At 34.2% G+C, this 21,767-nt stretch carries 18 protein-coding genes; 17 read left to right on the top strand and 1 reads right to left on the bottom strand.

The features are described 5' to 3' along the window. Window positions 1-169 precede the first annotated feature (169 nt). The 9 genes from CLOLE_RS15700 (at window position 170) to glgA (ending at window position 11,021) form a co-directional block, all read left to right on the top strand. Window positions 170-2,662 (top strand): ABC transporter permease, encoded by a 2,493-nt coding sequence (locus tag CLOLE_RS15700; protein ID WP_013658114.1) that lies wholly within the window; start codon window positions 170-172, stop codon window positions 2,660-2,662. 30 nt (window positions 2,663-2,692) lie between these two features. Beyond that, window positions 2,693-3,406 (top strand): ABC transporter ATP-binding protein, encoded by a 714-nt coding sequence (locus CLOLE_RS15695; protein WP_013658113.1) that lies wholly within the window; start codon window positions 2,693-2,695, stop codon window positions 3,404-3,406. Window positions 3,407-3,425: 19 nt separating this feature from the next. Then, window positions 3,426-4,571, top strand: a complete 1,146-nt coding sequence (locus tag CLOLE_RS15690) for an HlyD family secretion protein (RefSeq protein WP_041713052.1) — start codon at window positions 3,426-3,428, stop codon at window positions 4,569-4,571. Between the two features lie 95 nt (window positions 4,572-4,666). After that, complete coding sequence (locus tag CLOLE_RS15685) at window positions 4,667-5,827, top strand: sensor histidine kinase (protein ID WP_013658111.1); 1,161 nt, start codon at window positions 4,667-4,669, stop codon at window positions 5,825-5,827. Window positions 5,828-5,843: 16 nt separating this feature from the next. Continuing rightward, entirely contained in the window at window positions 5,844-6,476 is a 633-nt protein-coding gene (locus tag CLOLE_RS15680; protein WP_013658110.1) for a response regulator, read from the top strand. Between the two features lie 99 nt (window positions 6,477-6,575). After that, on the top strand, window positions 6,576-7,661 hold the full coding sequence (locus CLOLE_RS15675) for an FtsX-like permease family protein (RefSeq protein ID WP_013658109.1): 1,086 nt from the start codon (window positions 6,576-6,578) through the stop codon (window positions 7,659-7,661). Further along, window positions 7,662-8,330 carry an ABC transporter ATP-binding protein gene (locus CLOLE_RS15670; RefSeq protein ID WP_013658108.1) on the top strand — a complete coding sequence of 223 codons (669 nt, stop codon included), beginning with the start codon at window positions 7,662-7,664 and terminating at the stop codon, window positions 8,328-8,330. Further along, window positions 8,320-9,411 (top strand): FtsX-like permease family protein, encoded by a 1,092-nt coding sequence (locus tag CLOLE_RS15665; RefSeq protein WP_013658107.1) that lies wholly within the window; start codon window positions 8,320-8,322, stop codon window positions 9,409-9,411. Before CLOLE_RS15670 ends, CLOLE_RS15665 begins: the two co-directional genes overlap by 11 nt. A 161-nt stretch (window positions 9,412-9,572) precedes the next feature. Continuing rightward, entirely contained in the window at window positions 9,573-11,021 is a 1,449-nt protein-coding gene (gene glgA / locus CLOLE_RS15660) for a glycogen synthase GlgA (RefSeq protein WP_013658106.1), read from the top strand. Between the two features lie 155 nt (window positions 11,022-11,176). On the opposite strand, the gene CLOLE_RS15655 is transcribed toward glgA, so the two are convergent. After that, window positions 11,177-11,686, bottom strand: coding sequence for a deoxycytidylate deaminase (locus CLOLE_RS15655; RefSeq protein WP_013658105.1), 510 nt, complete (start codon window positions 11,684-11,686; stop codon window positions 11,177-11,179). 292 nt (window positions 11,687-11,978) lie between these two features. On the opposite strand from CLOLE_RS15655, the gene CLOLE_RS15650 reads away from it, so the two are divergent. The 8 genes from CLOLE_RS15650 to CLOLE_RS22030 all read left to right on the top strand — a co-directional run bounded on the left by CLOLE_RS15650 (window position 11,979) and on the right by CLOLE_RS22030 (window position 21,532). Beyond that, window positions 11,979-14,270 (top strand): ribonucleoside-diphosphate reductase subunit alpha, encoded by a 2,292-nt coding sequence (locus tag CLOLE_RS15650; protein WP_013658104.1) that lies wholly within the window; start codon window positions 11,979-11,981, stop codon window positions 14,268-14,270. A 16-nt stretch (window positions 14,271-14,286) separates the two neighbouring features. Then, the gene (locus CLOLE_RS15645; protein ID WP_013658103.1) at window positions 14,287-15,315 is read left to right on the top strand and encodes a ribonucleotide-diphosphate reductase subunit beta; all 1,029 of its coding nucleotides are present in this window, start codon (window positions 14,287-14,289) and stop codon (window positions 15,313-15,315) included. A 165-nt stretch (window positions 15,316-15,480) separates the two neighbouring features. Continuing rightward, window positions 15,481-16,239, top strand: a complete 759-nt coding sequence (locus CLOLE_RS15640; RefSeq protein WP_013658101.1) for an AIM24 family protein — start codon at window positions 15,481-15,483, stop codon at window positions 16,237-16,239. A 158-nt stretch (window positions 16,240-16,397) separates the two neighbouring features. Continuing rightward, window positions 16,398-17,753: an MATE family efflux transporter gene (locus tag CLOLE_RS15635; protein ID WP_013658100.1), complete on the top strand. Its 1,356-nt coding sequence runs from the start codon at window positions 16,398-16,400 to the stop codon at window positions 17,751-17,753. 24 nt (window positions 17,754-17,777) lie between these two features. Next, window positions 17,778-18,347 (top strand): TetR/AcrR family transcriptional regulator C-terminal domain-containing protein, encoded by a 570-nt coding sequence (locus CLOLE_RS15630; protein WP_013658099.1) that lies wholly within the window; start codon window positions 17,778-17,780, stop codon window positions 18,345-18,347. A gap of 184 nt (window positions 18,348-18,531) precedes the next feature. After that, window positions 18,532-19,113: a manganese efflux pump MntP gene (locus CLOLE_RS15625; RefSeq protein WP_013658098.1), complete on the top strand. Its 582-nt coding sequence runs from the start codon at window positions 18,532-18,534 to the stop codon at window positions 19,111-19,113. Between the two features lie 15 nt (window positions 19,114-19,128). Continuing rightward, a complete protein-coding gene (locus CLOLE_RS15620; protein WP_013658097.1) occupies window positions 19,129-20,511 on the top strand; it encodes a radical SAM protein in 1,383 nt (460 codons plus the stop codon). Beyond that, entirely contained in the window at window positions 20,504-21,532 is a 1,029-nt protein-coding gene (locus CLOLE_RS22030; protein WP_013658096.1) for a lysylphosphatidylglycerol synthase transmembrane domain-containing protein, read from the top strand. Before CLOLE_RS15620 ends, CLOLE_RS22030 begins: the two co-directional genes overlap by 8 nt. The last annotated feature ends 235 nt before the right edge of the window (window positions 21,533-21,767 follow it).

The raw sequence follows: 21,767 nt of genomic DNA, 5'->3' as shown, positions 1-21,767 counted from the left end.
TACTAAATGCGTGATGCATTAGTTACACTTCTTTTTTGTTTGTGAAAATAAATATTTTTGAGTATGACTAAAGTCAGAAAGTCATATGACCAAAACATATGACCAAGGTTAGTTACCTAGCCAGGCGGCTTTCGATACAATAATCATGTAGAAGCAGGGAGGCGCGAAAATGAGGATTTTACTAAAGTATACGATTAAATCTATGTTAGAGAAGAAGTCTAGGACCTTTTTAATTATATTAGCCATTAGTTTAGCTGGTGCTTTATTTTTAGCTTCTAGTCAGCTATCAGATAGTATTACTAGGATGTATGAAAATAATTTAAGGCAGGAGATAGGACAGGTAGATGTGGTTGTTAAGCCTAATAATCAATCTCCTTCGTCTTTTATAAACCCGCATTTAATGAGTGAAGTAAAAGAAAGCAAGGTGATTCCTTATGTAGGTGGTATGGGGGCATATAAGATAGGTGTTAATACCTATGAAAACATCAGTATTAACGGCTATGAATTAGAGGATTATAAGGCCATTAATAAACTGAGTTTAGTGGCAAACAGTCAGGTAGAACCTTTCACTGGACCTAAAATCATTGTGAGTGAAAAAGCGGCAAAGCATTATGGGTTATTAGTAGGAGAAAGTATAACACTTAAAATAAATGGTGTTAATAGAAAGCTCATGATAGCAGGAATTGCTGAAAGACAAGGGATTTTCGCAGGTGAGGGAAATGGTTATACCAGTATAATGCCTATGGAGACTTTAAGTGAATATATGGGTGGTAATGGAAAGCCTACAGCTTTGTATGTTCAATTGCAGGAAGGCATAAGTGAGGAGCAGCTGATAGGAACATTAAAAAGTATCTATTCACGTTATGATGTGGAAGCAGTTTTGGATAAAGCGGTTTTTAAAGAAAGCATTGCTTGGATGACAGACCCTTTTATGCTTATGACATATATGGTCATCTTTATGAGTTGTTTTATTATTTATTCTTCCTTTAAAGTCATTATGCTAGAAAAGTTGCCAATGATGGGCACCTTTAGAAGCATTGGTGCTAGTAAAAGAAAGATGAATCAAGTACTGCTTTTGGAAACTTGCTTTTATGGCGTAGTAGGCGGCTTAGTAGCAGTTATCTTAGGCATAGGCATTTTATACATCTTAACCTGGGTGATGTCTTCTAGTTATATTTCAGGGAAGGTAGAAATGAGTATTACATCTATAAGTTGTCTTTTAACGTTTGTGTTAGCCAACGTCATTGCTTTCTTTAGTACACTAGTACCTATTTTAAGCACGAATCATATTTCATTAAAGGACATTATTTTAAATATAAAAGCTCACAAATCTCAGAAGCGTTTTAGAAGTTTTTTAGAGGGAAGTGGCCTTATTGTTTTTGGTTTTATTTTAGGGAGAATGGAAAGTCCAAGTATAGGAACGGTATATGCAGTAGCAGCACTATTTCTCATCATTATAGGGATGATTAAAATTTTACCACTTGTTATTTTATACAGTGCAGAAGTATTAGGCATTATTTTTGAAAAGCTATTTGGTAATTTAGGAGGTTTAGCAAGTAAAAATATTAAAAAGAATAAAAGCGTTTTAAATAGTATTACCTTAATTACTATAGGAATTAGTATTTTGCTGATGATTACTACTCTAACACAAAATGTATCAGATCAAATTTTAGACCTATTTGACGGTGTTTTTCATTTTGAGGTATGGGTAGAAACGGGAGAGATGGACGAACAAAAAGCAAGGAACATTCAAAGAAATGATGGTGTATATGAATCCTTAAAGTTCATGGAGGACTTTTCGGTAAGGGTAGATGAATTAGAAAATAGAGAAATAGCTATTGAAGCCTATGAAAATGATGACCTTATAAGGTTTAAGGATTATAACCTATTAGGTGATGCACCACAGCTATTAAAGCAGCTTCAAGAGGGGAGATATATCATTGTGAGTGAAAACTTAAGAAAGAAGTTTAAGCTCAAGGTAGGCGATCGATTAACCTTGAATTTTGACAAGGAGAAGAAGCATTATGAGATTATCGGGTTTATGGATACCATATGGGAAAATGGTAGGTTATGCCTACTTCCTATGAAATATTATAAACGTGATGCTGATAAAATTTACTATGATTGCATCCAAGTTAAGGTGAAAAAACCAGAAGAAGAACAGCAAGTAGTAGAAAGCCTAGGTAGTTCCTTTAAAGATACTTGGACCAATATATATACGACTGAGGATATTAAAAAGTGGAATCAAGATAGTAATGCTTCTCTTATGGGGATGATTAATGCCTTTGCTATTTTAGCCATGCTTATTGGCATTATAGGAGTGGTCAACAATCTAGTTATTAGCTTCATTGAAAGGCAACAAAGTATAGCCATCTTACGTTCTATTGGGATGAGCAAGCGGCAAGTACTGGGAATGATTTTTATAGAAGCCTTGGGTTCTGGTTTAATAGGTGCTATAGGAGGTATTATAGGTGGCATACTGGTCATGCTCAATATGGATGCCGTTTTAAGTGCACTTAATCTACCAGTAAAAATGGAAATTATACCTCAGCTTTTTATAAGCTATTTGGTAGGAGGTGCACTCATTACTTTAATAGGTTCTATTTTACCAGCAAAGAGAAGTTCAAAGCTGCAGATTATTGAAGCTATTAAGTATGAGTAATCTGGTAGTAGGAGATAAGGAGGAGTAATAGTGTCAGAGGTTATTATTGAAACGAAGGGCTTGTGGAAAAGCTTTGATTTAGGTGATGAAAAAATACACATTTTAAAGGATATTAATCTAACTATTGAAAAAGGAGGTTTTTATTCTATTATGGGACCTTCGGGTTCTGGAAAGAGTACCTTGCTGTATCTTTTAGGGGGGTTAGATAAGCCTAGTGAAGGTAGTATTAAAGTGAATGGAAAAGAATTAATGACCATGAAAGACCAAGAAGAAAGTATTATGAGACGAAGAGATATGGGGTTCGTTTTTCAGTTTTATAATTTAATTCCTAATTTAACAGTAGAGGAAAATATTATGCTGCCTATTTTATTAGACGGTAAAAAATTAAAAGATTATAAAGAAAGGTTAGAAGAACTGTTGGAGAAAGTAGGACTTACTGCTAGAAGAAAATATACACCGAGAGAACTATCAGGAGGACAGCAACAAAGAGTAGCGATTGCTAGATCTCTTATGAGCAATCCCAATCTCATCTTAGCAGATGAGCCTATTGGTAATTTAGATAGCAAAACAGGTATAGAGATTATGGAATTACTTCAACGTATTAATAAAGAGGAAGGAAAAACCATTGTACAGGTCACTCACTCTAGAGAATCTGCTAATTATGGGACTCATTTGATTGTAGTGAAGGATGGACAGATTAGTAAGCTAGAGACTGGTAACAATGAAGTAAGAAAAATCGTTTGATATGGAAGGGGAAGATTTTGTGAGTATAAGAATAGGAGCTATAGTTTTAGGAATAGGAGCTTTAAGTTTATTAGCAGGTTGTTCTAAGGAAGTGAAGGCAGATGCTAAAATGGAAGAGCAAGTTGTAAAGGAAGATATGAAAGTAGAAGCTTGGGGAGAAGTAGAAGGAACCATTATTAAAGAAATTTATGTTGATTTTCCAGCAACTGTAGAAGCCATTAAAGTAAAAGAAGGGCAAATTGTAAAAAAAGGAGAGGAACTAGTTCTTTTAAATTATGAGCCTTACAAGCAAAGCATTTTACTGAAAGAGAAAGAAGGGACTTTAGAAAGTATCACAGCAGAAGCCAAGCTAACAGAAGCCACAGGGCAGGTGAAAAATATAACCGCTTTAAATGAGGAGCTTAGTTTATTAGAAAAGCGTTTAACAGATGGTCAAGATCCGGAAATACTGAGCATAGAAAGTGAACTGACAACAATCAGGCAACAATTAGAAGATTTAGAAGAAGATTATAAGGTACAAACGGCTTTATTAGAGGTGGGAGGAAGTTCATCAAAAATAATTAAAGGCATAGAAACGCAAAAAACAACGTTGCAAACACAAATAGATACCTTAGAAGCTAAAAAAAGTACTTTAGTAAAGGAAAAAACATTAGAATTAGAGAAATTAAAAGCTGAAATAGCTAATGCTAAAGATGGGCTAAGTACTACAGAAAAAGGTAATAATGCCATGGTACAGACGAGTGCCTTGAAAGATGAAATAGGTAATTTAGAGATTTCAATGATGAGAGATAAATTTCAAAAAAGTTATATTAAAGACAATGCAATTATTACGGATATAGAGTCTGCTATCATATCTAAAATCAACGTAGTAGAAGGTTCTAGGGTAGGTGAACAAAGTGGTAGTGTACTTCGCCTTATTGATCAAAACAGTTTAAAGATTACAGCCCATGTTCCAGAAGAATTTATTAAATCGGTAGCTATAGGGAGTGAGGTAGAAATTGTGCCCTATGCAGATAAGACTATTAGTTTACCTGGCAAGGTAACAGCTATTGCTGGTGAAGCTGTTAAAGAAAATGGTGAAACAGTAATTAATATAGAAGTAACTCCGGATGAAGTAAGTCCTTATTTACAAGCGGGTTATGGCGTAGATGTTTTTATTGAATAAAAGAATGATGAATATAAAGAGTTGCCTAAATATTGAAACCAACAGACGTAAAGGGTTATAATGAAAAGAAAACATAGGGATAAAGGGGCTTTAGCATGAGTCAATTAGAACGCTATATTATTTATGTGATTAGTCCATTTCTGTTAATGACTGTTTTTTATTCAATGATGGTTAATACAGGGGGTCTAGGTTGGTTATATGTACCTATTATTTTAGTAGCCATACTTACGATTTACATGGAATTATTTATATTACCCAATCCAGCGTTAACAAGGCGCTTTTGGTTATTACTCATTTGCTTAGGTTTATGCAATTTGTTTATTGGCTTATTTGAAACAGGTAGCACGTATCATATTTATAATTATTTATTATTATTTGCACTTATGCGCTATAAGGGAAGAGGAAAAGTAGGGATTCTTTTAGCAATAGATTTCATTGTAATAGGAGTAGTTATTGCCTTTAAAATGCCTATAAGTGAAGTTTATTTCACTACTTATTTAAGTTGGATAAGAAACTATAGTATCGTCTTTTTGGGACTTTCAATCCTTCATTATATGATTATTCAAAATCAAGAATTAATGCTTGCTAAAAAGCAACTGATTGAAAAAAACCTAGACCTAAGTTATGCCTATGAGCAGCTTAAGAGAGCTTATGATGATTTAGAAGATTTCACCATTATGAAAGAAAGAAATAATATGTCTAGAGAGATGCATGACACAGTAGGGCATACGCTAACAACCTCATTAGTAGAATTAGAGCTTTGTAAAATGCTTGGAAAAGATAATGAGGAATTAATGAATAAGCTAGAGCATATTAGCAGTCAAGTGAGAAAAGGTTTAGGGGATTTACGTATGACAGTACGTAGGCTTAAAGAGGACTTGGATTGGGAACAAGAAATTTATGCCATAGGTGAGCGCTTAAATGAGTATACAGATATCAAAGTAAAATACATAGTAGGGGAATTAACAGGCATTTCCACACAGATTTTAAGATGTGTTTATCGTATTATACAAGAAGGAATCACTAATGGGATTAAGCATGGAAAAGCTACAGCGTTTATGATTGAAGTAAAAAGAGAAGAAAAACATTTATGGATTGAGATTTTAGATAATGGACTAGGAGCCATAGCCTTCAAGCAAGGCTTTGGCTTAAATGCTATGAGAGAACGTGTAGAAGCACTAGGAGGAACGCTTCATTTTGAAAGCTATAAAGATGAAGGATTTACTATACAAGCACAAATCCCGTTAGAGGAATAAAGAAAGGAGCGAAATCATGATAAACATAGCTATTGTAGATGATCAAGAGCTTATGAGAGATGGATTAAGGCGTATATTAAGTACATACGAAGAACTTCAAGTAGTGGCTACTGGGAAAAATGGCTTTGAAGCACTAGAAATCTGTAAGCAACATCAGCTAGACGTTTTGCTCTTAGATATAAGAATGCCAGAAATGAATGGGGTAGAAACTGTAAAAAAACTTAAAGAAGAAAAATATAGGGTAAAAGTAGTCATGCTTACTACTTTCGAAGATGAAGAATATATTGTGCAAGCTATGGCTTATGGGGCTAGTGGCTATTTATTTAAAGATATGCCTTATGATCAATTAGCAGAATGTGTTAAAGAAGTGCATGAAGGACGTTTTATGATGCCTCAAAAGGTAGCAGAAGTATTAGCTAAAAATATTTATGCACCAGAGGCACTTAAAAAAAGGGAGAATCCTTATGATTTTACAGAAAGAGAAGTACAAATTGCAGAAATGATGAAAGATGGTTTTACCAATAAGCAAATTGCTAAAACCCTTTACATATCAGAAGGAACAGTAAAAAACTATGTTTCTAATATTTATGCTAAAACTCAAACAGAAAATAGAGTAGAAGCAGCTAATCTCCTAAAAAGCATTTTTTAAGTATAGCTAGCAAAGATAGATGAGGATTGAAATGATTCACTATCTATGACAAAAGAAACTTGACGCCCTATATTATTGGAAATGAGAGGAGGGAAAATATTGGACAAGCCTTTAAGCTATAGCACATATAGCAAAGGTAATCAAAAGGTGGTTTTTAGATATATTGTAAGTGTAGCCATCTGTATTATTTTGCTAGGTGTTACCAAAATCATTATTAACAGCCAAAAAGATGAGATGAATGTTTGGGAAATCAAGCACCACTATTATTCTCATTTGTATAGTAAAGGAAACGAAGTAGAACCACAACTGATAGAAAAGATTAAAAATCTAGATGATGTAGAAGGAATCTACCCGTATTACAACTATTATCAAGCCTTCCAAGGATTTCTGAGTAACATTGATAGTACAACTTACTTCTTAGAAAGAAAAGGGATTGTGAAAATAATGGAGCAGTTAGCGCCAGAATATGATACAAGCCGGATTCCTGAGGAAAATCAGTTAAAAGCCATATTAAGTCAAAGAGTAGTAACTAATAGAAAATTACAGTTGGGTGATATGACCATTAAGGATAATCAAACAACGTATCAGGATACTTTTGAATCTACACTTCCTATAGGTTTTTGTCCCACAACTGTTGAGGATAATGGATACTATTATTTGATTTTAGCTAAAAAAGGTAGAGTTAGGCAGATGAATACGGCAGTAAGAGCGATGCTCCCGGAAGGAGTCTATTATGAGGATTTAGCAAGCGTTACAAAAGAAAATATGCACGGCTTTAGTGATTTAGAGCATACCTTCAATATTATTATGATGGTAATGACCTTAGTATTATCGGTAACTACCGGGTTTCTAACGTATATGCATTATTTGGCTAGACGAAGAGAAGTTGGCATTTTAAGTGCTATTGGTTATAGCGACAGTATGCTCATTAAAAGAATGTCTAAAGAAATTTTGATAAGTACGATTATAGCTACTATATTAGCTATATTGATTATTAGTGTGATTGTAAAAGGTCTCAATATTTTTTTAGCAAAACCTAATGGCTATATGCTTTTTAAGATGGACTTAAGTATTATCAAGCTATTAATCATTGTACCACTTTTTATGATGATTTTTTCACTTATTCCAACTTGGATTTTATTACGTACTACAGCGCAAGTCACACTGGTTCAAAGGGGATATTAAATGTTTAAAGTAGAAAATGTGAGTTTGTTGTATGATTTAGATAAGGAAGATAAAACCCATGCTTTAACCCATATTAATTTAGAAATTAAGGAGGGACAGTTCTATGGTATATTGGGACCTTCAGGAAGTGGTAAAAGTTCACTACTTTATTTGTTAAGTGGGATTCAAAAGCCTACTAGTGGCAAGGTATACTATAAAGGAGCAGTTTTATCTGAGATGGAAGAAGAAGCTTTAGCAGCTATTAGATTAAAGGAATTTGGCTTTGTTTTTCAAAAACATTTTTTAATTCCATATATGGACGTATTACATAACACCCTGGTACCTCTTAATTCAAAGAAACCAGATGATGTGGAAAAAGCAAAAAACTTACTAGAACGCCTAGGCTTAGAGCGAGAACTGAAGAAAAAGCCTTATGAACTAAGCGGAGGACAATGTCAGAGAGTAGCAGTGGCTAGAGCCCTTATTAATGAACCTAAAGTCCTTTTTGCGGATGAGATTACAGCTTCACTTGATCATAAGGCAGCTAGTAGTGTGATGGAATTGCTAGAAGAAATAAAAGCACAAACAACTATTTTATTTGTAACCCATGATGAAACGAAGATAGCCATGGCAGATGAAATGATTTATTTAAGAGAGGGTCAATTAGGAGGCGATAAAGATGAGGACTAAGGAGGAATGGATGTACACTTTGAAAAGAAGCATTCCTGCCTTAGTTGTACTTGTTTTACAAATAGGACTTATTATTTTCTTGCTAAGTATAGGACATAGCGTTGTAGAAGGTATGCAATATGGATTGGGTTATAGTATTAGGCAGGTTATAACGATAGATGTTAACGGTGGAACAGATAAACAAAAAGAATCTGATATCAATACCTTAAGTCACATAGAGGGTGTAACAGAGGTGTTCGAGGGAGAATGCTATTATATGAGAACCCCTATGTTATTTTTTAACACAGGAGGAACGCCTTTTATTAAGGTGCAAGAAGGACAGTTAGAGGCTTTAATGGAAAGGTTAGATGTTAAGCTTCTAGAAGGAGATTTACCAAAAGATGAAGATCAAATATTAGTAACAGCAGAGTCTTTGGCGCTCTATGATGCTCAGATAGGAGATTGGATTGGAAGGGATTATATCGACGAGGATTTAGATAAAAATTACCAGATCTGTGGTGTGATTAAAGGAAAAGCTAATATTTATTTATCAGAAATGTCAGGACCTACTAAGGGATATGTGGTAACTTTTGGGTCTCCTTATGGAGATGTAGTAGAAACTGAAGTACTTCGTTTATTTAAACAAGTAGCGTCTATTGGTTGCTATAGTGAAACAAGACTTTTTGAAAAGACGTTAATCCATAATATGCTCATACTAGGAGGGGTTGTTGTTACTGTGTTTTTCGCAGGCTTAGTAGCTACTATACTTAATTTACTAAGCAATGAACTTAAAGGGAGATTAAGTGAAATTACTTTATTAAGGCTTATTGGTTATAGCTATGGAAAAATAAAAAGGCAGCTTTTTAGTTATTATGCTATTCTACTTTCAATAGGTGGTTTAATAGGTGTTGGGGTTGGAGAGATAGGGGTTATTTTATTTAAGTATTTATACTGTGAAGCAAGGGGCATCTATTTCAACGCTTGGCACAATACGTTTATTGTGGTTCCGGCAATCATGATTTTGATTTTGTATGGACTAACAATAAGATGCATGAACTTAGAGTTAAAACAAAACAGCTGGCAGAAAAGTATGTATGAGTAAATAGAATTGTAAGCTACTACAAAGTATAAGGAAAGTTTACACTTTTTTTTACCTATAAGTTACAAAAATGAAGATAAGACTTGAAGAAGCTTGTAAAATATGGGAAACGGTATTAAAATAAAATAAGTTAAAAAAGTCAGAAAAATTAGAGGAGAAAGCCTATGAAAAAAATACTATTTGTAGCTTCAGAGTGTGTTCCCTTTATAAAAACAGGTGGCCTAGCAGATGTAGTGGGAACCTTGCCAAAGATGTTTAATCCAGAGAAGTATGATGTAAGAGTAATCATCCCAAATTATACTTGCATACCTGAACAATATAGAAGTCAGTTTGAATATGTAACCCATTTTTATATGGATATGGGCTGGTTTCAAGAGCCTTTACATGTAGGCATTATGAAAATGGTTTACGAAGGCATTACGTATTATTTTATTGACAATGAATATTATTTTAGTGGTTGGGCACCTTATGGTACCATGCGCTTTGATATCGAAAAATTTTGCTTTTTTAGTAAAGTAGCTTTAGCTGTTTTACCTGTTATTGATTTTAAGCCAGATGTTATCCATTGCCATGACTGGCAAGCTGGACTTGTTCCTGTATTTCTAAAGAGTTTATTTAGTAGTAACTCATTCTTTAGGAACATAAAAGTCATTATGACTATACATAATCTTAAATTCCAAGGAATTTGGGATGTTAAAACAATTAAAGGCATTACAGGCTTACCTGAGTACTTATTTACACCTGATAAGCTAGAATACTATAAGGATGCCAATATGTTAAAGGGCGGACTTGTCTATGCGGATTATATTACAACAGTAAGTGAAACCTATGCAGGAGAAATACAGATGCCTTATTATGGGGAAGGCTTAGATGGACTACTTCGCGCTAGAAACCATGAATTATGTGGTATTTTAAATGGAATTGACTATGAGGTTTATGACCCTGTTAAAGATGAAAGCTTATATCAGAACTATTCTGCTAGAAATTTTAGAAGTGAAAAAATTAAGAATAAACGAGGTCTTCAAAAGCAGCTTGGTTTAGAAGTAAATGACAAGAAATTTATGATTGGTATTATTTCCAGATTAACTGATCAAAAAGGTCTAGATCTTATTGACTGGGTAATGAGTGGTATTTGTGATCAAAATGTACAATTAGTTGTTGTGGGCACAGGAGAACCTCAGTATGAGAACATGTTTAAGCATTATCAGTGGATTATGTCGGAACGTGTATCTGCCAATATTTTTTACTCAGATGATCTAGCTCATAAATTATATGCAGCGGCGGATGCGCTTTTAATGCCTTCACGTTTTGAACCTTGCGGCCTTGCACAACTAATGGCTCTAAGATATGGTACAGTACCTATTGTAAGAGAAACCGGTGGCCTAAAAGATACAGTACAGCCTTATAATGAATACGAAAAAACAGGTACAGGCTTTACCTTTGCAAATTATAATGCTGATGAGATGCTTTATGTTATTAATTATGCAAAGCGCATTTACTTTGAGCATAAACGTGAGTGGAATCAGATGATTGAAAGAGGTATGAATACCGATTTTTCATGGCGTACCTCTGCTAAGAAGTATGAAGCACTTTATGACCAGCTTACTTGGTAGAATATTAATCTTATAACCTTAACCCAAGCTATTTTAACCGTAAGTTTAGAGTTGTTAGGCATAGAGGTACCAGAAAAGATGTAGGAAAAAATAGATAGAAATAAGAGGTGTAGCCAAAATGATATAAATACATTTTGATTACACCTCTTTAGTTTTTATTCTTGAATAAAAGAAAGCTCAATTTTAGTGGTCTGTGGTACTAATTGAGTTAGTTTTACCCCTGCAGCTTCAAACATTTTCTTTGAAGCTTTTACGGCATCGGTATCGGCATATTTATCTGAAAGGTAAATGACTTCTTTAATGCCACATTGAATAATGGCTTTACAGCATTCATTACAAGGGAAAAGTGCTACATAAATTCTAGCACCTACTAAAGATTTACCCCTAGCGTTTAAGATAGCATTAAGTTCAGCATGTACAACAAAAGGATATTTGGTATCTAAAAAGTCTCCATCTCTTTCCCAGGGAAATTCGTCGTCTGAACAGCCTAAAGGAAGGCCATTATACCCCACACTTAAAATGGTATTTTCATTAGCAGAATCATGAGAAGCTCCACTAACAATACAAGCACCTACCTGCGTACTAGGGTCTTTACTTCTCTTAGCTGCTAATAGGGCAATGCCCATAAAGTAATCATCCCAGGAAATATATTCTTGGCGTTTCATTTTATCCCTCCTCATGAAATAGCAATCTTTAATCATTACACCTAGTATAATATGATAGAAGTTATTGTTCAACACACTTCGTAGATAATTACCAAAATCAGTGAGGGATTTTTGATGTTTTTTTGTTAGCACTTTCTAAGGAAATTGTGTATAATAGAATTCATCAAAGAGGATAATAATTATTCTCTAAAATAAATTATTTATCAGTATCGAAAATGTTTCGGACGTTATAGATGCAAGACAAGATAAAGGAAACAATGCGAAGGTTAAGTAAAAGAGATGGGGTGTTCAGGTGACGATTGAAATTAGAAAAAGAGATGGTAGATTAGAGCCACTTTGTGCGAGTAAAACCAAAAAGATGGTAGAGTTTGCCTGCCGTAATTTAGCTGGTTGTGATCCAATAGAACTAGAGTTAGATGCTAAAATTCAATTTAGAGACAAGATGACAACTAGAGAAATTCAAAAAGTGCTTATTCAAACTGCTATTGAGAAGGTTATTCAGACTAATGAAGATGCTTATGGCAATCAAGTTAAACAAACGTATATTAATTGGCAGTATGTAGCAGCTAGGCTTCTAGTATATGACCTTTATAAAGAAGCGGCTATTAGTAGAGGTTATACGCATTTTGGATATGGTGACTATAAAGCACTTTATGAAGAACTAATTCATAGAGGACTTTACGGGGATTACTTAAAAATGAATTATACGGATACTGAAGTAGAGGAATTAGCAGCCTATATTAATCCAGAGAGAGATGACCTTTTTAATTATGAAGGCATTAAGCTTTTAGCAGACCGTTATTTAGTAAAAGGTTATAAGGGAGAAGTAATGGAATTACCTCAAGAAAGGTTTATGACCATTGCGATGCACCTTGCCATTCCAGAAGGCGAGAAAAGAGTTTATTATGCAAAGCAGTTTTATGATCTTCTAAGTCAGTTGAAAATGACAGTTGCAACACCAACTTTAGCTAATGCAGGAACGGCTTTTTATCAACTAAGTAGTTGCTTTATTTCTACTGTAGGGGATAATCTATGGTCTATTTATGATGTAAATCAAAAATTTGCTCAAGTATCTAAGCATGGTGGTGCATTAGGGATTTACTTAGGAAAAGTAAGAGCTTTAAATAGTGAAATCAGAGGGCATAAGCGTTCGTCAGGAGGGGTTATTCCTTGGGTAAGATTATATAATGATACAGCTGTAGCAGTAGATCAATTAGGTAGAAGAAAAGGAAGTGCTTCTGTTACATTGGATGTATGGCATAGTGATTTATATGATTTCCTTGAGCTTAAAACGAATAATGGGGATGACAGACGAAAAGCTCATGATATTTTCCCTTCTATTAGCATTCCAGATTTATTCATGGAAAGACTTTTAAAAAGGGAAAATTGGAGCTTGTTCGACCCTTACATGGTTCATAAGGAAATGGGCTTTTACTTAGAAGATTATTTTGACGATGAAGAAGATAAAGCCTTTACTACCCGTTATCTAGCTTGTGAGGCTAATGAAAAGTTAGAACGTATTACGATACCTACGCTAGATATTATGAAAAAAATCATGATTAGTGCAGTAGAAACAGGTACACCTTTTATATTCTTTAGAGATACAGTAAATAGAGCTAATCCAAACAAACATTTAGGCATGATTTATGCTTCTAACCTTTGTCATGAGATTGCTCAAAATATGAGTGCTAGCGAACTCATAGCAGAAGGTACAAAAGAAGTAAATGGTGAGATGGAAGTATATAGTCGCATTAAACCAGGGGATATGGTGACTTGTAACTTAAACTCTACAAATCTTGGCAGAGTTGAGAGAGAGGAATTTAAGGATATTATTCCACTTCAAATTCGTATGTTAGACAATGTTATTACACTTAATCAGCTTCCTGTTAAAGAAGCTCAGCTGACGAGTGATAGGTACAGAGCAATAGGTTTAGGAACAAGTGGTTATCATCATTACTTAGTTAATCATCATATTTCTTGGGAAAGTGAAGAACATTTAAAAGTAGCGGATGAGCTATTTGAAGATATGGCATATGAAGCCATTAGAGGATCTATGGAGTTAGCAAAAGAAAAAGGGGCTTATCCAGGTTTTGAAGGATCAGAATGGCAAACGGGTGTTTACTTTGAAAGAAGAGGGTATACATCACCTAGATGGCAAAAACTTAAAGAAGAAGTAGCCAAGTATGGTCTTCGTAATGGCTATATTATGGCAGTTGCCCCTACAGGAAGTACTTCTAATATAGCTAATACTACAGCAGGTATTGATCCTATCTTTAAGAAATTCTTTATTGAGGAGAAGAAGGGAAGCTTTACACCAAAGGCGGCACCAGATTTATGTGCTGAGAATTTCTGGCTTTATAAAGAAGCTCATCATATTAATCAAAGCTGGAGCATTAAAGCTTGTGGTATTAGGCAGCGTCATATTGATCAAGCACAATCATTTAACCTATATGTGACACCAGAAGTTAAGGCCAAAGACATTTTACAAATGTATATCGATGCATGGCAAGAAGGGGTTAAGACGCTTTATTATGTACGTAATCAATCACTAGAAACAGATGAATGTACTAGCTGTTCAAGTTAAGGGAAAGGGAGAAAACATGTTAAAAAAACGTATATTTAATGAAAAAGGTGATCGTGGTACCCAACAAATGATTAATGGAAATACCACCAATCTAAGAGAGTGGAACCGTATCAAGTATGATTGGGCACAGACTTTATACCGTACCATGCTCAATAACTTTTGGATTCCAGAAGAGATTGCTCTTAATGAAGATGTAAAAGGTTTTCCTTTTTTAACAGATGGAGAGCGTCATGCTTTTGATAAGATTATTGCATTTCTTAACTTCTTAGATTCTATTCAAAGCGAGAATCTGCCACACTTATCACGCTATATTACTGCTCCTGAAGTTGCTTCACTTCTTAATATTCAAGCTTTTCAAGAAGAGATCCATGCTCAAAGCTATTCGTATATACTAGATACAGTAACCAATCCTGTAACGAGAGATAAAATTTATGACCAGTGGCGAGAAGATGAAGAACTGCTTAAGCGAAATCGCTTTATTGCAGATATTTATGAACGTTTTAATGAAGAACCTAATGATAAAAACTTTTTAAGAGCGATTATGGCCAACTATATTTTAGAAGGGATTTATTTCTATTCTGGCTTTAGTTTCTTTTATACTTTAGCAAGACAAGGAAAGATGACAGCTACTAGTACCATCTTTAAATATATTAATAGAGATGAAATTACTCACTTAGTAGTATTTCAAAATATTATTAAAGAACTTAAAAAAGAAAATCCAGAACTATTTACTGAAAGTATGATAGAAGAGTTTAGAGAGATGATGCGTGTCGGTGTAGAACACGAAATTGCATGGGGACAATATGTAACAGCTAATGAGATCATGGGTATTAATGACCAGCTAATAGATGCTTATATCAAGTATCTTTCTAATCAGCGTCTTAAAGCTATTGGTTTAGAAGAGCTTTATCCAGAAATTACGACCCATCCTATGGCATGGATTGATAGTTTTTCTAAATTAAATAATACTAAAACAGATTTCTTTGAGGCTAAGGTGACGAATTATACGAAAGCTGCAGCATTTGATTTTGATAGCCTAGAGTAATTTAAGTAGACTTATAATGAAAATATTGGGTGAAAAGATGGTGGCATTAAAAAATGCAACCATCTTTTAGGTATGGCAAAATATTAAGAATAAATAAATTATTATATAAAAAAGATGCTTTTTATTTTAAAGTAAGGTATCCTTATAAGGAAAGGGGAGATAAGAATGATTTCACACAAAAATTTGTTTAACAATAATAATATGAAGGAGATTGCTTCATTAGGAAGTGTCAAGGTTTTTGAACATGAAAAAGATTTAAGTTTGAAAACACCAGAACAAGCTATTGCAGCGTATTATGCTTCAGAAATGAATATTCGTAAAAGGCAAGTACTTATTGAACTGAATAATAATGCCTTTACCATTAGTGCAGGTGCTATGCAGTGGATGGCTGGAGATGTTAACATGGTAGCAGACGTGAAAGGTATTGGAGACTTATTTGGAAAGGCGATATCTTCTAAGGTAACGAAAGAATCTGCCATTAAACCTAAATATCAAGGGACAGGCTTACTGATGTTAGAGCCTACGTATAAACATATTTTATTAGAAGATATTTCTACATGGGGTGGACTTGTATTAGAAGATGGTTTGTTTTTGGCCTGCGAATCTCAAATTACTCAGAAAGTCATTGCAAGAAGTAACCTATCCTCAGCGGTACTTGGTAATGAAGGCCTATTTAATTTATGTCTAACAGGACAAGGCATAGCAGTTCTAGAAAGTCCAGTTCCTAGGGATGAATTAATAGAAATTGAGCTAAAAAATGATGTGCTAAAAATAGATGGTAATATGGCTATTGCATGGTCAAACAGCTTAGAGTTTAAAGTAGAAAAATCAAGCAAAAGTCTATTAGGCTCAGCTGTTTCAGGAGAAGGCTTTGTAAATGTTTATAGAGGAACAGGAAGAGTATTGATGGCTCCAACTGCTTAAAGTATAATAGATGATGTATAAGAAAGACTGTTGTTGTACAATAGTCTTTTTTTGTTGGTTAGAAGTTTTGAGCAGGTATTAACGTTGATACTTTAGAGGGAAAAAGCTATAATATAAAAATAGTCTATAAGGAAATATATTAGAAAGGGAGAATATAAATGACGAAATCAACTCCTTCATTTTATAAAATGGTATTGGCCTTGGTTTTGCCCATGGCACTTCAAAATTTGATTAATGTCGCTGTTACTTCGGCAGATGTTATTATGTTAGGCAAAGTAAATGAAACAGTGCTTTCAGCCTCATCCTTAGCGGGGCAAGTACAGTTTGTAATGACACTCTTTTTCTTTGGGATTACCTCTGGAGCGGCGGTACTTACAGCACAATATTGGGGACAAAAGGATACAAGAACCATTGAAAAAGTAATGGTTATTGCACTTAGAATATCCCTTGTAGTAGCACTATTTTTTACAGCTACTGTTCTTATTTTTACTGAGCAAGTTATGGGGATTTTTACTAAAGAAGTTGATGTTATTGCAGAAGGTGTGAAATACTTAAGGATTATTGCTTTTTCGTACATATTGACGGCCATTACCATGGTTTATCTTAACATCATGCGTAGTGTTGAAAAGGTAGTGATTTCTACGCTTGTTTATTTGATTTCACTCATTGTAAATATTGTTTTAAATGCTATTTTTATTTTTGGACTTTTAGGCTTTCCTGCTTTAGGTATACAAGGAGCTGCTCTTGCTACACTTATAGCACGTTTAGTAGAATTGTTAATTGTAATTGTTTATGCAACTAAGTTTAATCACACGATTCGTTTTCACATAAAAGATGTGTTTACTAAAAATCAATTGTTAGAGAAAGACTTCTATCGATATTCAGTTCCAGTTATTGCTAACGAACTGATGTGGGGAGCAGCTTGTGCTATGAATACAGTCATTATTGGTCACATTGGTAAATCAGTAGTGGCGGCTAATTCTGTAGCCCAAGTCACAAGGCAATTAGCCACAGTAGTTTCCTTTGGAATTGCTGGAGCAGCAGCGATTATTATTGGTAAGACCATTGGAGAAAAAGATGAGGAAACTGCTAAAGTGTATGGCAAGAAGTTTGTCCACCTTAGTTTATATGCTGGCGTAATAGGGGGACTTATTATCTTAGTCATTAGGCCAATTGTGATGAGTAACTTAGCACTTACTAAAGAAGCACAAGGTTATTTATCAATTATGATGTTTGTAATGAGCTATTTTGTAGTGGCACAGTCTTTTAATGCCAACTTAGTAGTAGGTGTTTTTAGAGCAGGAGGAGATACGAATTTTGGTCTTATTATCGATGTTGTAACTATGTGGTGTGGCTCATTATTATTAGGGTTTTTATCAGCATTTGTGTTTAAATGGCCAATTGCTATTACTTATATTTTATTAATGAGTGATGAGCTCATTAAAATTCCACTTACACTTTATCGCTACAAGTCTATGAAATGGCTAAGAAATGTAACAAGAACCATTGCTTAGCTGTTAAAGTAAAGGAGGAGAACGGTGAGTCAGAAAAAGAATGTCAAGGAGCTTTTAGCAGAAAGCTTCAAAGAACTTTTACTTGAATGTGCCTTTGAGAAAATTACTATTAAGATGATTACTGACCGAGCAGGTGTCATACGCCCTACCTTTTATAACCATTTTGCAGATAAGTATGAAGTATTGGAATGGATTTGCTATACAGATATTTTTGAAGCAGCTAGAATACTTATTAATACGGACATGTTGGTTGAAGCAGTAAAATTACTTTTTACCAAGTTAGAGGTTCATAAGGACTTTTATACAAGGGCAGTGAAAATAGAAGGGCAAAATGCTTTTGAAGAAATTTTTTATCAGCATTTAGTAGAATTGTTTGAGGAAAGTTTTAAGATAAAGGGAAAAGAAATAAAAGGGCATAATTTATTAACCAATCATAATGTATCCCAGTACTATGCCAAAGGATTAACTTTTTTAATTCAGCAGTGGCTCTTAGCAGGATTACCAGTAGAAGCCAAAGAAGTCACCAAAAGCTATTATGATTTAATGTCTCATTCACTTGAAGAAATTATTGAGGGAAATTCATCCTTTAATTAATTAAAAGTAATAAGTGTTTTACTACAAAAAATTTATACAGAATAATAGTGATGTTTAAAAGCGGCTACATTAGCCGCTTTTTGTCGTTTTTAAGACATAAATCGGCGATTAATGTAGCTGTAATTTTGATCACCCCCTTTTTATAATAAGGTTAATTAAAAATATGAAGGAAAGGAGTGAAACAATGCAGTTTTGGGAAATCGTCATTGTAGCTATTGGACTAACCTTAGAGGCTTTTAATACAGCTATTATTAAAGGTGCAGGCCAAAGAAATTTAACTAAAGGGAAGTTATTTGGCATAAGTTTAGTGTATAGCATCATACAAATAAGTCTTTTAGGTCTTGGTATTTTTCTAGGTTGGTTACCGACGAAGCATTTACAAGGACAACATTTTATAGGAATAAGTGAATGGTTTTCAGCCTTTATTTTAATAGGCATGGGTGTTAAAATGCTAGCTATTATGATAAAACATAAGCAAATTACAGAGCAAAGAGAAAAGGATTTGAATTATAAAGACATCGTTAAACTTGCACTTACCACTGGCTTTGATTTGATTGCATTCGGTGTAGTATTAGCACTTTTAGGTACCTCTATATTAAGGGATTTAATACTTGTTTTTAGCTTAACGGCACTTCTTGTGACCTGTGGTTTATGGATGGGTTATAGACTAGGGACAAAATATAAGTATGTAGTTGATGGCTGTAGTGGCGTGATTCTCATCACCATGGGTGTAAAGGTGGCTTTACACTATTTTCAGCTTATTTAAAGGAGGACGGATTAAATGTTAAACGTAAAGTATCATGTGGAAAAAGCTGTATTAAAACAATTATTAGGTTATCTTAGGAAGGATCCGGAACAGCATTTAAGTAGTATTGTTTCTTTATTACGAAAGGTAGATACAGGAAAGCTTTATACTAGCCAATTTGATATGGTAGAGGAGCTTCTTAAGGAAGAAGATAATAACTGGGTAGAGCTTATGACTAAGCTGACCAAAGAAGTACATCCTCACATTTTAGAAACTATTTTTAGTAATTTCTTGTTAAATGCCTCTATTAAAGGATGGGAAGAAATAGAGAAAAATAGGGAGAAATATGGGCATGATATTCCGTTTACCTTGCTTATTGATCCAACCACAGCTTGCAATAAAAAGTGCATTGGTTGTTGGGCAGCAGATTATAATAAAGCACTTAATTTAAGCTATGATGAGTTAGATAGCTTATTCACTCAAGGAAAAGAATTAGGCATTTATTTTTATATCATGACAGGTGGCGAACCACTTATTAGGAAAACAGATATTTTAAAATTAGCTAAAAAGCATAATGATTGTGTTTTCATGATTTTCACTAATGGTACCCTTATTGATGAAGCGTTTTGTAAAGCTTTGTGTGAAGTAGGTAATATTGTACCAACTATTAGTGTTGAAGGTTTTGATGATGCTACAGATGGTAGACGAGGTAAAGGTTCATGGGAAGATATTAAACGTGCTATGGCAGTTATGAAAGATAACCGTGTGCCTTTTGGCTTTTCAACTTGCTTTACAACAGCTAACTGCGATAGTGTTTTATCAGAAGCATTTATTGATATGATGATTGATAGAGGAGCTTATTTTTCTTGGTACTTTACTTTTATGCCTATTGGATGTGGTACAGATACCTCTTTAATGGCTACGCCTGATCAAAGAGAAAAGCTTTATCGTACCATTCGTCACTGGAGAGAAACGAAGCCTATTTTCAATATGGATTTTTGGCATGATGCAGAATATGTAGGTGGTTGTGTAGCTGGCGGTAGACGTTATTGTCATATTAATGCTAATGGTGATGTGGAGCCTTGCGTATTTTGTCATTACTCAAATGCTAACATTAAAGAGGTATCGCTAATAGAAGCTTTAGGGCAACCTTTATTTAGAGAATATCAAAAGAATCAACCTTTCAATGACAATCAATTTAGACCTTGTCCTATCTTAGACAATGCGCCTAAAATTGCTGAAATGGTGAAAGCTTCTGGTGCTAAATCTACAGAATATGTTAATCCAGAAGATGTGGATGATTTAGTAGCTAAGACCATAGAGTATGGTAAGACTTGGGCAAAACGTGCAGAGCCATTGTGGGAGGAAAATTTAGCAAGTAAATCAAAAGTTAAAAAGCAGGGAAATACTTGTGGATAGTAAAGAAGTGAGAACAGGGTACAAAGGTATACGCATCATAGGCTTTACAAGTCTTATGCTTCTTTTAATCTACTTGTTTTTTAAAGATACATATGTAGAAATAGGTTTACAACTTAAAACAGCGGCATTAGGAGGAATTCTACTCATTGCTTTATTAGGAATAGCCTATGTCATATGCGATGGTATTTTAGTTGCTATATTTGCTAAAAAACATAGGTCTACCTATACCTATAAAGAAGGCATTTTAACTGTATGGTATGCTACTTTTTATAAAGGGATTACCTTTGGAAGTGGAACAAAGGTGGCACAAATGTATATGCTAAATGAGCAGGGAATACCACTTGGAATCAGTGGAAGCTTTTTAACTTTAAATTATGCCTTGCATAAGTTGTGTGTGCTTTTATATATGAGTCTAACTATTTCAGGATGGCAGCAACACTTAGCCCATTCCTATACAGGGTATATTTATTTTGGATATGGTCTTAATCTCGTTATTATTGGATGTTTAGTACTGGCATGTACTTGGAAAAGATTTCATGAGCTCATTTTGTGGCTGCTTCGTAAAGGACTGGAAGCTATTAATAAAATAGAACTTTACGAAGTGGTAGAAGCATTTTTAGTAGATTTAGAAAAAGAGAGCCGTACTTTCTTTAAGGCAAAAGGAAGACTTATTATTTGTACCCTACTTAATTTAATTAAATTAAGCTGTTGGTATATGATTCCTTATATTGCTTACTGGAGCATGACTAGAGAAATGCCACCTATAGACTTTTGGGAAGGAATGGCACTTGCCTCAGTAATGAATTTATTAGTAGGCGTCATACCAGCACCAGTAGGAATGGGATCTAGTGAACTGGTTTATTTAATGCTATTTAGCAGTTTATTTGGTAAGTTAACCACTGATTCTACTATGCTACTTTATCGAATGGCTAGTTATTATTTACCCTTCTTAATAGGAATAGGGGTAGTCATGATGAGGCGATTCAATAAAATAAAAGAGGGGGAACCCTGTGAAACTTAAAATTATAAATATTAATTAAGTTATATAGAAAAGAGAAGGATGATAAGTCTTTTAAGATGAGGCATCCTTCTTATTTTTTTTGCTAACTTGATAAAAGAAAATACTTAGGTGAGAATGGTAGTTGTTAATAAGCAATAGGATATGGAGCTGTCTACTCATTGAAATTATATAAGAAAATCTATGTCAGCAATCCTTCTATCAGGTGTATAATAATAAAAATAGTAACAAGGGAGTG

Origin of the sequence: Cellulosilyticum lentocellum DSM 5427 (assembly GCF_000178835.2) — a bacterium.
GTDB lineage: Bacteria > Bacillota > Clostridia > Lachnospirales > Cellulosilyticaceae > Cellulosilyticum > Cellulosilyticum lentocellum.
The sequence above is the reverse complement of the archived record's forward strand: the minus strand, read 5'-3'. Positions and strand labels throughout refer to the sequence as shown.